Origin of the sequence: Dyadobacter sp. SG02, assembly GCF_900109045.1 — a bacterium.
Taxonomy (GTDB): domain Bacteria; phylum Bacteroidota; class Bacteroidia; order Cytophagales; family Spirosomataceae; genus Dyadobacter.
Genome location: NZ_FNYL01000006.1, coordinates 447,007 through 460,432, shown reverse-complemented (window position 1 = coordinate 460,432; position 13,426 = coordinate 447,007). Strand labels below are relative to the sequence as shown.

Below are 13,426 nucleotides of genomic sequence, written 5' to 3'. Positions count from 1 at the left end.
TAAGTATTCTCATGTAAATTTCTATGTCAAGCAATAACAGCAAACAAGACACAGTACGACGTAACTTCGCTGCACACCAATGAAGTTCTCAAACGAACATCCCGGCTTGATTCTTCTATTCATAAGCCGGCCTAAAAGGAAGCAATTCAATTATTTACGCTTTTTATTAAATTGTATTCTCAAACGCGCTGATATGGATAACGGAAAGCGCCGCAGTAACGGAGAAGGGGATGACCGGAAGATTGTACATGATTGGGAGCCAGATATTCTCGGTAGATCTGCCTTAGAAATCTTGCTCGGTTTGCTATTGTCACACTATTTGCCTACCGAGGATTTGGAAACAGCTTGGCCAAATGCGCGCCCAGAGCGTCGGGTTTCAGATCTGTGGCGAGTATCTTGCCGTTGGGGTCGATGAGAAAGTTTTTAGGGATCGCTTCGACGTTGTAAAGGGTCGATACTTCGTTGGACCAGCCTTTTAGATCCGACAATTGCGTCCAGGCCAGCTTATCCGCCCTGATCGCCGTGAGCCACGCTTCCCTGTTTTTCGACTGGTCGAGCGAAATCCCGAGAATGGTAAAATTGCGGTCCTTGTATTGATCAAACACCTTCACCAAACCGGGATGCTCCGCGCGGCATGGCCCACACCAGCTGGCCCAAAAATCGATGAAAAGATATTTGCCCCGGAAATCATTCAGTGACACCTGATTTCCGGCCGTATCTGCCTGAACGAACTGCGGCGCCACCGCACCAATGCTCGTGCGCGACAGCTTGGCGAGCTCTTCCTTGTAATATACGCCCGCGCGACTATCCTGAACCGATTTATCCAGGCTCGCAAACAGGCTTTTCAGCTCATTCACATCCGGCGTAAAGCCACCAGCAGACTTCACGGCCCCAATACTGACGATGCTGGCCGGCCTTTTCCGGATAAATTCACGATACACATCGGCCCGCCCCGTCCGCGCGGCTTCGATCTGTTTCTCCCATTTGGCCTCGAATTCCTTCTTATCGGCATTGGCAGGCAATGCCTTTTTGGCGTCGCCATACGCCTTGTAGGTATCTGAAAGCTGCTGAATGGCAGGCCGCAACATCATCGCAAGCTGGCTGAAATCCTTGTTCGCCTGACCTCCGGTAACAACGGCCTCGCTTAATGCACCCTGGCTGATAACCGAAATCGTATCCGGCTCGACATATAGTTCGAGATTGCTGTAATCGGGTTTGGTATACATAATGGCCTTACCGGGAACCTTAATGGTGCCCTTGAACACAAAATTCCCGTCATGCAGCATCGCAGAATCTTTGACGCCCACCAGGTTGGTCGGATCGGGATACCAGATATGGACGGTTTTCTGGTTGTGCCCAGGGTCGATTTTTCCTTTTATGGCAAATGTAATGTCCTGACTGCGGGCTACCCGCCCTGTAAGGGCAAGAACAAACAAAAATGCGAAAGCGGATCGGCAATAGTGGTGAAGATTTTTCATGGCTCGGAAACGGTTAGATGGCATGCATGAAATCGCTTATAATTGACCCTAGTAAAGATAATCCAGGACAATACCATGAAGGTAGAGAAAACTTTTAAATATACAGTGGTTACAAAACTAATAAACCAATAGCCATTAGCCGCATACATGACGGTCCACCTGCTGTCAATCCGACGCCAGGCAAAATGTAGGTGTTGGTTGATCTTTCTTCCATTCTCCGGCCTTCCGGACATACCTTTTTTGCAATGTTAACTGGGGCGAATGTTCGTCCGTCCTACATTTCAAAATCTAAAAGCATTTAAAATTACATTTAAACCCCTAAGGTCGCGAAATAGCGTAACTTGTTTTCATGTACCACTAATCTGTACCGCTAAACGGCAATAATCGCCACTAAAGTCGATTAGCGTCAAGCTGTCGTGAGAGTACAGAAATACGACCGAATGATTTGACTCCTCAATCGCATAGATATAATTTATGTCATGATTAATGCTCTTAGATATTTCTGCAATTCCAACGGTTAGGTGGCCATTTATGTCAAAGCAATATCTGTTACACCAATAGCACCATGGGTAATCAAATTTCCATAGACCGTCTCGTATCGTTCGTAGCAATGTCACTATCTGGCTGCAAGGACGAGCAGGCCCAAGGACGCGTGAATTGCACAGAAGAATTTCGGTCAACGACACTTTTCGTGCCAGGAGCTCTGTTGACAGAATCGTTCACAATTCGGTTGTCAAATTCAGATACGATTCGCATCAACGCAAATTCTGATTTCCGCCAGGGATACTACGTCGTCCTGGATGACAAGTATAAGACCAAGCTGAAAAATCAACAAGATAGTTTTCGGTTTATGGGCAAACGCGGCAACCAAGTTGTCGTTCAGGAAAACTATGTTTTCAAAGCTGATCAATGCCACATAACCAAGGTTAGTGGTAAGACCTCGCTATAATGAATTTCAGTAATTCTCTCCGAACAGCCACATTTTCAAACCGATCGCAAATATGATAGCCCGATTCGCATTGATAGTGACTGCCTGTCATCTAAATGTTCAATGCAAAGACCCTGATAAACAGACGGGGCCATGCGACTGCCAAAGTAAGAGAGTTAAGAAAGAAATGAAAAACATAGAAGCCGTTGTCGTTTACCGTATCGGCAACCAGCCTCCTGGTGGTAACCAAGGCCCTGATCAATACATGTTAAGTATTGAACCAAAGGACTTTGATGGAGCGTCATTCAGTATTGGTGAGAACTTATTAGTCCCTTGCCGGGATTCAATGTCTGTACCCGTTGATTTCAGGAAACCAGGTTTAAGGGTCACGGTGTCTTATAAGCGTAAAGAATGTTACGGTGCCCTAACGTCACCAGACATACACGGAGCCTATGGTTACTATATCGATTTAACCGCGATTCAGTTAAAAGTTCCGTAAATAATATTGCCACTATCGCAAAACGCTATTCGAAGAACATCTTGGCGTCTATGCAAATTCAGTAGGCTTCATTTCAGAAGGTTCACATACGAAATATTCCACGGAAATAATCCAAATCTTCGAAAGCCATGCCACGGCCCACCACTATTCACGGGTGTAAACCATCGAAGGTTTTCATCGAACTCCCAATTTGGATGTTGCTCGTTTCAAACCGCTTTCTAGCCCTAAGACAGGCTGTCATAAATAGAAAACTAACACGTCAAATATTCTCGGCGACGCCCCGTGCCTTTTTATTTCTCACGGCTGGCAGTAACCCACGCAGAACACAATTTTTTCGATATTTTATTCTCCATTTCAACGCCAAACATTCTGATCATGATCTGAATTTGGCATTTCATTCGGCAGCCACAACCTTCTTTCCGTCATCTGTGCGTTTACCGAAAAATCCCATATCTGATTCAAAGACACTGTATCCAGCAGACAATTTCGGTCAATTTGAGCCTAGTTACTTCACCGATTAATACAATTCAATGGAAACATTCGAATAACCCAACGAAGTTTTTTTATAAATTTTGTAGCATAAGTTACAACCAATAGCTAGTTTTATGTGTCCGCTTGTAAACAAATAACATACTAAACTGAATTGATATGAAAAAGTTAGCGATTATTTCCCAAGCCACGCTAGTGGCTCTTGCACTCTCCTTCTCATCATGTAAGGACGATGAAAAGAAGCCAGATTGTGGTTGTGATGGAACTACTGAGCTTACTATTGACAAAGCAAATGCTGCGTATGTAGGTGATGGCTATTTTGCAATCGAGCGAACAAATGAAGGGAATGAAAAATATCTGTTAGCCGTCAAAGCATGCGGTACAGTCGATGCTTCCTGGGAAGTAGCAAAAGATTCAGCCACATTTAACTACACCGTAAGCGGAGATGTTAAAAAGCAGTGCAAAGTAGATGATGTCCAGCCAAATACAGTTCAAAGTATCTCATTTCAATTAAAAGAGTTAATTAAAAAGTAATCAATTTCTCAAACCAAGACCGCCTATGAAAATACTTTAAAGAGTCAGAAAGGATAGCGCCCATAATTAACGTGACTAGTACATTTCGATTAAGATCAATTTGCCGTAATCAGTTGTTCCACCTAATCAATCATTTTTTATGAAGAAACTATGTTACTTCGTAGTTGTTGGCCTATTGCTATCCGTACAGGCTATTTCTCAGAATCGGTACCAACCCAAGTACGCCTCGACAAAGGGAAGTAAAATCCTCCAAGACGCTGATACTCTGATATCTAAATCCTGGCTAACGTTCAAAGCGGATGTGGACACATCAAGCTTTTTTACGAGATATGCAGAAGATCTGGGTTTAAAACAAAATCCAAACCTAAAGTTCATTAAAGTCAAAGAAGAAAAAGATCCAACAGGCATGACTCACGCCAGGTATCAGCTCTTTTACAAAAAGTTGAAGATGGAGGGCTTGGAATATCTAGTACACTCCAAAGAAGGAAAAGTCAAAGCAGCAAATGGGAAAATAATTACCGATGTTAACTTGGATGTGGCAAAGGCAAAAAGCCCAAAGGAGATACTTAGCACATTTTTGTCGCGTAGTGAAAAAGGTAAAATTACAGTGCAGGATTCGCTTGCACCTGAGTTAATCATCACTCGAAGCAACATTGAAGACTTCACAGGTGAATCATTGCGTTTAGCTTACAAAGTAAACGTCGTTGATTCCCAACCTTTCGATGCGTATATTGCCTATCTCGATGCCGATACAGGCGAGCTTATCAAAAAAACGCCTTCAATTTACAGGTGTTTTGCTTCAAATCATTCACACCGGGATCAGATAGGTAGCTCTCAAATAAATCCTCTAATTTCAAAGGGCTTCAATTTCAACAAGAGCCAATCCTTTCTTCCCCCATCCAGTGCTACATTTACGCCAACCCGGGCGAGATACGGTACTAACGTAAGTTTAGAAACATGGATTAATACCGCACCAACACAAAGTCTGGAATGGAGATTTTTGGAAACGTCAAATGGTAGCTCTTGGTGGATACAGCATAATGTTGTTAAAAACTATTCAACATCAAACGTATTTAGTCCAGACCAAAATACTCGATGGAGCACTTTCTGGGGATCTAGTATGCCTTATATTACGAACCCTAATTCCTCGTGGGGCACCAACCAGCAAGTCGCGACTACAGCCCACTGGGCATTTCAGCAATCGTACAAATACTTTCGTGACGTTCATGGCCGACAAGGTCCAGGAAACATTGGAAGATCAGGAGTTGTTATTCCCAATATCCCACAAAATGAACCAAATTTGGGCTTTTTGGGGCCCTTTTATTGGAAAACTTTTACCACGGGGGTTGGTGGCGAGCTGATTGGCATCCAGTCTTGGACCGGAACTGATTGTGCGACATTGGATATTATCGCCCATGAATTAACTCATGGCATAACAAGTTATACCTCTGGCTTGGTGTACGAAAGAGAGCCGGGTGCACTAAATGAATCAATTTCGGATATTTTCGCCTATTGTGTCGAGCGTAGAACTTTACCGACATCATGGAATTGGCTTATGGGAGAGGATGTAGGAACAAACAGGCACTTCCGGGATATGCAAAACCCAGGAAGTATTCCATTTGAACCAGCACTTGGTCGTGTCCCGCAGCCTAATACATATCTCGGACCATTCTGGCATGACACAGTTAATGATCCTGGTGATAGTTACGGGGTACATACAAACAGTGGAGTAATGAATAATATGTTCTATTTGCTCGTTGCAGGGGGAAGTAGAAACGGTTTTACAATCAACGCGATTCCATTTGATCGGGCCGAAAGGATTTTCTACCTCGCATTTGGAAGTTATATGTTAAGCAATGATGACTATGCTGATGCCAGAGCAGCAACTCTATTGGCAGCTCAAAATCTTTACGGGAATTGTTCGACAGAATTCCGAATGGTCGGAAGAGCATGGGGCGCAGTCGGTGTTGGAACGGGATCTGGTTGTCCAGGCGGTGGAAGAATGAGCGCAGAAGAGATTTCGCAGAATGAAGAAAGCGATGATTTTCAACTTACTTCAACCCCAAATAATGGTAAGTTTGAGGTACTGCTGACATTAAAAGACAAAAGCCCTGTCAACCTATCAGTACTCGATATGCAAGGAAAACAGTTTTTTAATAAGGACTTAAACGGGGCAGGTAAACATATCGAGCAAATTGAACTAAAGAGTGCTACTAGCGGCAATTATCTTGTGGTTGTAAAACGCCAAAACGGTATTGAAGTGAAGAAAACACTAGTAGTCAAATAAATAGCGTCACTGTGTAATAGACGAAGGCTACCTAAAAAGGTAGCCTTCGTCTATTACACAGTGACAAATTTCACCTATCAATACATCTAGACGACGTTCTCTTCTACCATTGAACTTCGTTTTCTGCCCCTCGGGTTGCCGGTGTATGGCTCTTTTGGTGCTTCGGGTTCTATCGCCAACTCAAAACCAACTACCCCCTCGGAGTAATTGAATATACTGACAGTAAAAATATGCTTTACTGCTCCGTAGTCTATCCCGCCCCGTTTCAAAATAACCGGCAACGCTACTCCCGAACCTCACCCAATTCTCGTAAATGCAAATGATCCCGCTTGCTCTTCGGTAGGGATCAGATACAATGACTTAATTTTCCGCTTCCCTTCTGCCGTTCCAATTTTGAAGAGAGCTGTTTGTGGTTCTACTCCAATCTCTTCTAGTGTAGCCTTGGGGAAAATAAGCATTCCCGATTCCGAAATATGGCCGGTCGGCTTCGCCTTCACTACTGACTTCGCTGCCAGCGGCGCGTTTTCTTCTGGTGTGAAAAATTTGATTTGCGGTATCTTCATTTGAAAAACGTTATTGGTGAAATAAAATGTCAATATGGATGCGCCCCTTACTTCGTGGAGACTTCCAATCCACCTCGAAATCAATTAGTTCGGTTTCATAAAAATTCGTGTTCGATATATTCTAGATATCTAACTTAACCTCAATCAACTTTTCATTAGATCGGAAGTCGATAGACCGAATGAATGTGAAGGGCAGAGAAGTTTCAAGGTTATGAAACCAAACCGACGGCTTGAAAGCATCACCTTCGGTTCCCGCCTGGTTCTCTTGAGTGACAGACGCAATGAGTGCGGCAAGACCAAAATCGTCTACAACCTGTGCCAGGTCCCTATTGAAAATGGATTTATTGTGCTCCCAATTGTCAAGGAACTCCTTTTCCGTCCCACCAATAGGCAATTCAGTATGGTTGATCAAAGGCTGTTCAAAATGCACAGTGAGGTCCCATCCGTTCTTCAATTTGACGCTCATTTCATCAAGTGCTTTCGCGCGCAGCCGGTCATTGAAAATTGTGTGAAAATCCATAATACGCGATTTAAGTTAAATAGTAATCACTTCCCACCAAACTGCAAACCGAGGATTAAAGTCACGACGTTCGTTAAGAAATCCTGATAATAGAACAGGGCCGCATTACCCAAAAGTGCCAAAGCCATGATCAGGCATTGCCGGACCGGTTTGCCGGGTATGCCCCGCCAAAATAGGTAAACGCCGTATAGGATCAACCTCAAGCCCCCAACCAATGGGAGTCCAATCTGGCAATTGTTGATAAAAGGCGAAGAATTGATAATCCTCAGATGTTCCAGTACCGCCGTGAGAATCTGGAAAATTACCACAAACCATAATACGTGTGATGCGATCCTGACCGCAGAGGAGCCTTCCAACAACAACAGTTGCTGATAAATTTGGACTATCTTTTCATCCCGCTCAGTTTGGCTTAGATCATTTTGGCTTTCCGGGCCACCGGCCGGGGAATTGCTACCTAATTGATCAATTATTTCCATAAGGCCTTTTTTAAAAGGAAATCGTCGGTCTTCCTGGTCTTTCTTCATTGCTGGATTCAAAGTCAATCAAAATTGTTGTGTGCTCGACAAGTCAAGTATCACCGTCAGTAGCTCTAATAAGGGGCCAATCAAAAGGATGCCCGCCCCGATCAGGCACATCCGGATCACAAACCCGGTTTACTCTCCTTACAGCCAGCGTTAGGCCAAAGCCGAGCAGACCACTACCTATAATTGCCCTGCTATAAAAAAATACATCCTCGGTGAACAAAGATCGGTGCGTAACGCCCGTACCGATCATCAGAACGATGCTCGCCCGGAGCACAAACGGCACCAGCCCGGCCACCAGCACCCATGCCGCAGTATTTCCTCGCAGGGTGTCAGCTCCTTCTCGCCAGTGGCGATGACCAGAATTCGGACCAGTGATCTCGAAACACCATTCATGATTGCCCGTTAGTTTTGCGCCCTGATATATTTCGACTGACTGTATTGCAGCGTATCATCGCGAATGATCAGCGGCATCGGACCGAGCGCTGTGGTGCCTTCCGTAATACTGGCCGTCCGGCTGAAACTTCAAAGGTATAATGTCACCTTGCCAGAACTTTGCGAAAACGCCGCCATTTTCCTCATAAATCTCGATACCCGCCTTTCCTCGCGGCGCTTTCCACTCGCCCACGTACCTATCTTTAACAAGATCAGGCAGCGAAACCTCTAACGAGGCTGGATCAACCTCCGAACTATTCAGCGCTGTTTCCGTATTGGCCTCAGTGCTCCGAAGATAGGCAGCGGCACCAATAAGAAGTACAGAACAGAGCGCGAGTATCAAATAGGGGCGAACTTTATCCGGTGCATTCTCAAATCGGGCATAACTTCGATAAAATCCAACGGCGGCAACCAGTGTGCATACCGTCGCAAAAGCTAAAATGAGAAGTGTGATAGATGACAGGTTCATAGTTGTACTTAGTTTGTTACGAGAACTGATTGCTACTCAAAGCGCAGTTTTAAATTTCACCGTGAATCCAATCATTTTTCTCCGTGATTACGTTACTGGTTGGCTTCGGTCTGCTACTGCTTGATGTCGCCACTTCGTAGATAGCTCCCAACGGCCAGGGACCCGACTGTAAGAATCACCAAAACCGCCAGAATGATTTTACTATTCTTGGTAAACGGCATCGAAGCAGTAAAAAGCTGAAAAACAAGTAACATGGCACCTAGCCCTGCTGCCGCACCTACTAAAAAAAGGATCTCTGTTATTCCCATAATTCTATTTGTTTGTAAATGTTGTGTACCTGCGGCATCCGGTACAAATCGTCATTGGATGGCTTTGAAAAAACCAGCCCGCACCGATGAAGGCGAACGAGATGAGCAATACCACAAGAAAAGACGGCATTCTCTCCATGTCGAATTCGCAATTAAGCGCGTACAAAATCACGGCGGCATACAGAAACAACGCCATCCCGAAGGCAAAAAACAACGGTGCTACTCGTGATAGGCTCATTATTGTACTTTTCTAAGTTGTGCAAATATTTTGCTTCGGCCCTTGCGTCTAATTTTCGTCCTTATCATAAAATCTATTATGCGACAGACCTTTTAGCATCCTAGAAAAATCCCTTTTTTGCAAGAAAGCGACACAATCTCCACATTTGGATTTTTTCAAGCTTTGACCGCCCCGCAGTTTGATAAACCGACGATTAGGTATCGGCCTTTTCCGACCAGTTCCGCCCTCGACAAACCAGCGTGGGCAATTTTTGCCAATACCTTGTCGGAAATGGCGGAGGTTAAGTGCCATTGTTCGAAAGCATTATAACAGAAAAAAGTTGAAATGAAGACAAAAAATTATCAGGCTAATGGGCCAGTCAAATCCGTAATTTTTGCGAAGACTAAGGTCATTTTCGCCAGTATTTGATGCCGTAAAATTCGTGATTAGAATGATTGACCTACGCCTTTTCTATTCCTGCGCTTGTTCGATCGGCGGCTTCATGTTTCGTGGTCGCCCTGTTTGATCGGGTCGAAAAGTGAGTCGGATTCGTTCGAGGAAGTGTCGTACTGGGACGATTCCATTATGGTGAACTAAAAATCTTGGATCGGTAAATGAGGAGAGTGCGGGGTCTTGACCTCGGGCTAAAACAGGCTGACTCGCACGAACATTTGGCATAGCGGCGCACCGTTATTGTAATGCTTTAAAGCCTAATGTTAAAAAGTCACATTTTCTGGCGATGCATGCATTGATTGGAGAGACGAATCAACAGGTAAATTTTCAGTGAGGAGAGCAGTCCCGAAATCGGAGAAATCCCTTGGTAAGAAGATTTAATCTTGCAGTAATGACGGTAGCGGGTGAAGTAAGGAAATCAAAGCAGGAACGAATAGGGCCACTTGGATAGTTGCGCTTTGCCGAGTTTGTCTGTCAAAACGTCTTCCGGAATCTCAGACATGATTTTTGGTTTGACTGGTCGTTTTTTGTAACTTTAATGTATCAATCGCTCGATCACGAATCGAGGTGAGCAAATCGAGAGCAGGTAAAATTTAGTCTTTTTAATATACTCATATCTAATTAGTTACAACAGAGTTCGAATCTCTTCCTCTCTCCATGCCTACCTTTCATGTATGTCAACCGGATTTTTTGCCAACGTAGAGTAGCAATCACAAAAGTGACTCGCTGACATACACGCGCTGAATCACTTTAAGTTTTGACGTTATTGATCATGGCATCGAGCGCATATAGTATAGGATACGTGTTTTTTTGTCGATCTCCGGAACTTTGCAATATCATTTAGCCACTTCGTCATGGAAGTGTCTTTTAGAAGTTCCCTGTCCTCGGTTTCCCCCATCTGATAGCCCACGGTGGTATTAAGTACATAAGCCGGTTTTTTGACCACATCAATAGTAGGCTTCACTTAGTCCCACTCACACTTGCCCTACAATGAAACGGTGAGAGTTTATTTGCCTTGCCAACTCTGCCTGTGAAAAGCCGAAACCCTCAGGACCGCATTCGTGTCTGTCCGCACAGTTGCGAAATAGCCGCCGAAAGGTCCTGTGTACCCATATTGATTTATTTTGCCGGACGGCAGACTAACTAGCAGAGTTGCTTTTTGAACCTGGTAATCCAGACCTGCCGACGCAATTGCCTATCCGCTGGTTGGATATAGATCAACAATCCGCCCCCAGGCCGTGCCATGCTTTTTCCTTAACCGAAAAGAATGAATGTTCGCCAGCTTTCTCGTTAAAATTGAGATTATGAGCCATGATCTTTACATGTTAGAAGGTAGAAGATTTGTTTGTTCATCTTCCTCTCGCCTACCCATAAAATGAATGTTTAACAAAGAAAACGAGGAAAAGAATGCCCTTCTACCAGCGGCCCTCCATCAGCCAAAAGGAAAAGGAATAAACGCGCGAAAGTCCCGGTGGCTTCATTTGAGTGTCTCAGAAAATAGAAAAGCCGCCATTATGCCGGAAGCTTTTGGCGGCTTCAAACAATCCTTAAATACTAGGGCCACTTATTTAGCTGCCCGTTTGCCGAGTTTGTTTGTGAAATTTGTAATTATCTCCTGATCAGTACTTTGCGCCAATAATCTCTGACAACTTTTGCATATCTTCACTAACCTTCTTATCCAAAATCTTTGCATAAAGTTGGGTGGTTTTTAAGCTGCGGTGACCCAACATCTTTGAAACGGTTTCAATTGGAACCCCGTTTGAAAGCGTAACTGTTGTAGCAAATGTGTGCCTCGCGAGGTGAAATGCAATTGGTTTCACAATTCCACATACGTCACCAATTTCTTTCAAGTAAGCATTCATCTTTTGGTTTGACAGGACTGGAAGGAGCTGTTTCTTTGAATTTTCTAGTTGGCCCTCATATTTTTTCAACAATTTCAATGCTGGTGGGAGAAGCGGAATCCGTGATGCTGTGTCAGTTTTCTGTCTTTTTATGTTAATCCATATTTCGCCTGAACGTCCCTCCACTAAATCCATTCTGGTAAGCTTCTCGACATCCGCATAAGCTAGTCCAGTATAACAGCAGAATAGGAAGATGTCTCTTACTTGTTCTAATCTCGGGGTCACGAATACTTTACTCGCAACCGCCGTTAATTCATGCTCGGTAAGTGCTATCCGATCTACCTCATGCTTAGCAAATTTGAAGGCAAAAAACGGGTCCTTCGGTATGATTTCATTCTTAACACATATGAGTACAATCTTTTTCAAGTTTGCCAGGTATTTCATCGTCGCATTGTGACCAACCTTTTTTACACCTTTTAAATAAAATTCGAAGTCCGATATGAATCTAAAATTGAGCTTCCGAACATCGACATCTTTGGCTTTAAAATTCCATTCAATGAATTCCTGAGTGTGCCTAAGAGTTGTCTGATACCGCTGGTAAGTCGCATGTGCATATTCCAAGCCTATCAGTTTTCTGATCTTCGCGTTGTGTTCTTGAAAAATAGTCAGGAGTCCAATAATATTTTGATCTTCTCCATGCCACTTCTGCTTAAAGACTTCAATATTCATTAAGGACCCTTCCTGAACAATTTCCCGCTGAATGCCATACGCCTTGCCAGACAATGAATCTAAGTATGCGTTGACTTCCCTTGCCTCCAAAGTTGCGCCCTTCACCTTTCCTGAATTGGACAGCCACCTGTCCGGTGATACGAACTTACCAGTTGCTACTTCAAATCTTAATCCTCCAATAGTTACCCGCATATAAATAGGCAGTTGGTTGTTGCGATTGATTTTTGATTGTCTGACCGAGAACAAAATTGTCATACTTGCTTCCATCCTTCTTTTTTTGTTTAAAACTAGAAATCACATTTCGTTAAATCAAGATGTTCATTTGTTACACATGTTATTGCATATCAAATAATTACATCGTCAAAAGGGACGAGAAAGGGACGGAAAAAAAATCAGGATTCAAGTCCCGAATTCGTCCCGTTGCTTTTATTAAACTTTGCAAAATTTGGGATGGTAAGCACCAAACAAAAAGCCCGTAAATCATTGATCTACGGGCTTTTTGAAGTTTTGAAACTCGTTGGAGTGGAGACGGAGGGGGTCGAACCCCGTCTTTAATCAACTTGTATTCAAACACTTACCTTCCCGTATTTTTCTCAGTCCCTAATTCGTCCCTCGGGTTTTGCTGCGAAATCTGCGGGTAACAAAAAACCCGCAAATTAATTTTGCGGGTTTTTGTAAGATTTGATATTTCAATCAGTGGAGATGCGGGGAGTCGAACCCCGGTCCAGAACAGGGAAAACCTGCGCCTTCTACATGCTTATCCGTGATTAGATTTTCGAGCCAGACAAGGTGCACGGCGGACCCGCGTCTAAGCCTTAGATACTAGGGTCTCGTTGGTTTTACGCATCAATATACCAACCAGCGCTACGGTTCGACACCTCTGGATCCACCCGGCAGCACGTGAGGTGGAGAGATGATGGCATTTGGTTAATCCTCCGGATTAAGCAGCCATGGCGTAAGTAGATTCGCCAGTTATTGTTTGAGAATATTATTTACGGGAGGTACTCTCAACTCCCGACATGCTTACACACAAGCCCTCAGCCCGCTGTCAATTCCAGTCACCCCCATTTGGTGGTGCACATTCGGACAAAGCCAAAGTTTGATTGCGAATAAGGTTACATTTTTCAACACGAGAAAGTTCATACCGCAGTTGAA

At 44.0% G+C, this 13,426-nt stretch carries 14 protein-coding genes, 1 other RNA gene and 1 pseudogene; 6 read left to right on the top strand and 10 right to left on the bottom strand.

Features of this window, described 5'->3' with window-relative positions:
* Positions 1-323 precede the first annotated feature (323 nt).
* The gene (locus BMW93_RS17230) at positions 324-1,478 is read right to left on the bottom strand and encodes a TlpA disulfide reductase family protein (protein WP_177194113.1); all 1,155 of its coding nucleotides are present in this window, start codon (positions 1,476-1,478) and stop codon (positions 324-326) included.
* A 565-nt stretch (positions 1,479-2,043) separates the two neighbouring features.
* Here BMW93_RS17230 and BMW93_RS17225 point away from each other — a divergent pair.
* The 4 genes from BMW93_RS17225 to BMW93_RS17210 all read left to right on the top strand — a co-directional run bounded on the left by BMW93_RS17225 (position 2,044) and on the right by BMW93_RS17210 (position 6,215).
* Positions 2,044-2,427 carry a hypothetical protein gene (locus BMW93_RS17225; RefSeq protein WP_090378720.1) on the top strand — a complete coding sequence of 128 codons (384 nt, stop codon included), beginning with the start codon at positions 2,044-2,046 and terminating at the stop codon, positions 2,425-2,427.
* A gap of 52 nt (positions 2,428-2,479) precedes the next feature.
* Positions 2,480-2,905, top strand: a complete 426-nt coding sequence (locus BMW93_RS17220) for a hypothetical protein (protein ID WP_090378717.1) — start codon at positions 2,480-2,482, stop codon at positions 2,903-2,905.
* A gap of 648 nt (positions 2,906-3,553) precedes the next feature.
* Entirely contained in the window at positions 3,554-3,928 is a 375-nt protein-coding gene (locus BMW93_RS17215) for a hypothetical protein (RefSeq protein WP_090378714.1), read from the top strand.
* A gap of 139 nt (positions 3,929-4,067) precedes the next feature.
* A complete protein-coding gene (locus tag BMW93_RS17210; protein ID WP_090378711.1) occupies positions 4,068-6,215 on the top strand; it encodes a M4 family metallopeptidase in 2,148 nt (715 codons plus the stop codon).
* Between the two features lie 296 nt (positions 6,216-6,511).
* Here the strand turns inward: BMW93_RS17210 and BMW93_RS35840 are convergent, their stop codons facing one another.
* From BMW93_RS35840 to BMW93_RS17185, 5 genes are all read right to left on the bottom strand, one after another.
* On the bottom strand, positions 6,512-6,778 hold the full coding sequence (locus tag BMW93_RS35840) for a hypothetical protein (RefSeq protein WP_229240530.1): 267 nt from the start codon (positions 6,776-6,778) through the stop codon (positions 6,512-6,514).
* Between the two features lie 121 nt (positions 6,779-6,899).
* On the bottom strand, positions 6,900-7,298 hold the full coding sequence (locus tag BMW93_RS17200) for a hypothetical protein (protein WP_090378708.1): 399 nt from the start codon (positions 7,296-7,298) through the stop codon (positions 6,900-6,902).
* Between the two features lie 26 nt (positions 7,299-7,324).
* Entirely contained in the window at positions 7,325-7,822 is a 498-nt protein-coding gene (locus BMW93_RS17195) for a hypothetical protein (RefSeq protein ID WP_090378705.1), read from the bottom strand.
* Positions 7,823-8,270: 448 nt separating this feature from the next.
* Positions 8,271-8,723, bottom strand: coding sequence for a hypothetical protein (locus BMW93_RS17190; RefSeq protein WP_090378702.1), 453 nt, complete (start codon positions 8,721-8,723; stop codon positions 8,271-8,273).
* A gap of 113 nt (positions 8,724-8,836) precedes the next feature.
* On the bottom strand, positions 8,837-9,031 hold the full coding sequence (locus BMW93_RS17185) for a hypothetical protein (protein ID WP_090378699.1): 195 nt from the start codon (positions 9,029-9,031) through the stop codon (positions 8,837-8,839).
* A gap of 58 nt (positions 9,032-9,089) precedes the next feature.
* Here BMW93_RS17185 and BMW93_RS35710 point away from each other — a divergent pair, with 58 nt between their 5' ends.
* The gene (locus BMW93_RS35710; RefSeq protein WP_218147701.1) at positions 9,090-9,260 is read left to right on the top strand and encodes a hypothetical protein; all 171 of its coding nucleotides are present in this window, start codon (positions 9,090-9,092) and stop codon (positions 9,258-9,260) included.
* A gap of 164 nt (positions 9,261-9,424) precedes the next feature.
* On the opposite strand, the gene BMW93_RS36285 is transcribed toward BMW93_RS35710, so the two are convergent.
* Both BMW93_RS36285 and BMW93_RS36280 read right to left on the bottom strand, forming a co-directional pair.
* Complete coding sequence (locus BMW93_RS36285) at positions 9,425-9,595, bottom strand: YWFCY domain-containing protein (RefSeq protein WP_143061669.1); 171 nt, start codon at positions 9,593-9,595, stop codon at positions 9,425-9,427.
* 1,304 nt (positions 9,596-10,899) lie between these two features.
* Positions 10,900-11,014 (bottom strand): annotated as a pseudogene (locus tag BMW93_RS36280) (alpha/beta hydrolase); the annotation flags it as partial.
* A gap of 66 nt (positions 11,015-11,080) precedes the next feature.
* Here BMW93_RS36280 and BMW93_RS17180 point away from each other — a divergent pair.
* Positions 11,081-11,320, top strand: coding sequence for a hypothetical protein (locus BMW93_RS17180; protein ID WP_090378696.1), 240 nt, complete (start codon positions 11,081-11,083; stop codon positions 11,318-11,320).
* Here BMW93_RS17180 and BMW93_RS17175 read toward each other — a convergent pair whose 3' ends face one another.
* Together BMW93_RS17175 and ssrA are read right to left on the bottom strand one after the other, a co-directional pair.
* The gene (locus tag BMW93_RS17175; RefSeq protein ID WP_255372351.1) at positions 11,321-12,526 is read right to left on the bottom strand and encodes a site-specific integrase; all 1,206 of its coding nucleotides are present in this window, start codon (positions 12,524-12,526) and stop codon (positions 11,321-11,323) included.
* Between the two features lie 439 nt (positions 12,527-12,965).
* Positions 12,966-13,337: a transfer-messenger RNA gene (gene ssrA, locus BMW93_RS17170) on the bottom strand.
* Positions 13,338-13,426 lie beyond the last annotated feature (89 nt).

Bases quoted from the DNA above. Each gene is read 5' to 3' on its own strand.
- BMW93_RS17230 (WP_177194113.1), bottom strand. From the start codon at position 1,478: ATGAAAAATCTTCACCACTATTGCCGATCCGCTTTCGCATTTTTGTTT.
- BMW93_RS17225 (WP_090378720.1), top strand. From the start codon at position 2,044: ATGGGTAATCAAATTTCCATAGACCGTCTCGTATCGTTCGTAGCAATG.
- BMW93_RS17220 (WP_090378717.1), top strand. From the start codon at position 2,480: ATGATAGCCCGATTCGCATTGATAGTGACTGCCTGTCATCTAAATGTT.
- BMW93_RS17215 (WP_090378714.1), top strand. From the start codon at position 3,554: ATGAAAAAGTTAGCGATTATTTCCCAAGCCACGCTAGTGGCTCTTGCA.
- BMW93_RS17210 (WP_090378711.1), top strand. From the start codon at position 4,068: ATGAAGAAACTATGTTACTTCGTAGTTGTTGGCCTATTGCTATCCGTA.
- BMW93_RS35840 (WP_229240530.1), bottom strand. From the start codon at position 6,778: ATGAAGATACCGCAAATCAAATTTTTCACACCAGAAGAAAACGCGCCG.
- BMW93_RS17200 (WP_090378708.1), bottom strand. From the start codon at position 7,298: ATGGATTTTCACACAATTTTCAATGACCGGCTGCGCGCGAAAGCACTT.
- BMW93_RS17195 (WP_090378705.1), bottom strand. From the start codon at position 7,822: ATGAAGAAAGACCAGGAAGACCGACGATTTCCTTTTAAAAAAGGCCTT.
- BMW93_RS17190 (WP_090378702.1), bottom strand. From the start codon at position 8,723: ATGAACCTGTCATCTATCACACTTCTCATTTTAGCTTTTGCGACGGTA.
- BMW93_RS17185 (WP_090378699.1), bottom strand. From the start codon at position 9,031: ATGGGAATAACAGAGATCCTTTTTTTAGTAGGTGCGGCAGCAGGGCTA.
- BMW93_RS35710 (WP_218147701.1), top strand. From the start codon at position 9,090: ATGGCTTTGAAAAAACCAGCCCGCACCGATGAAGGCGAACGAGATGAG.
- BMW93_RS17180 (WP_090378696.1), top strand. From the start codon at position 11,081: ATGTTTAACAAAGAAAACGAGGAAAAGAATGCCCTTCTACCAGCGGCC.
- BMW93_RS17175 (WP_255372351.1), bottom strand. From the start codon at position 12,526: ATGACAATTTTGTTCTCGGTCAGACAATCAAAAATCAATCGCAACAAC.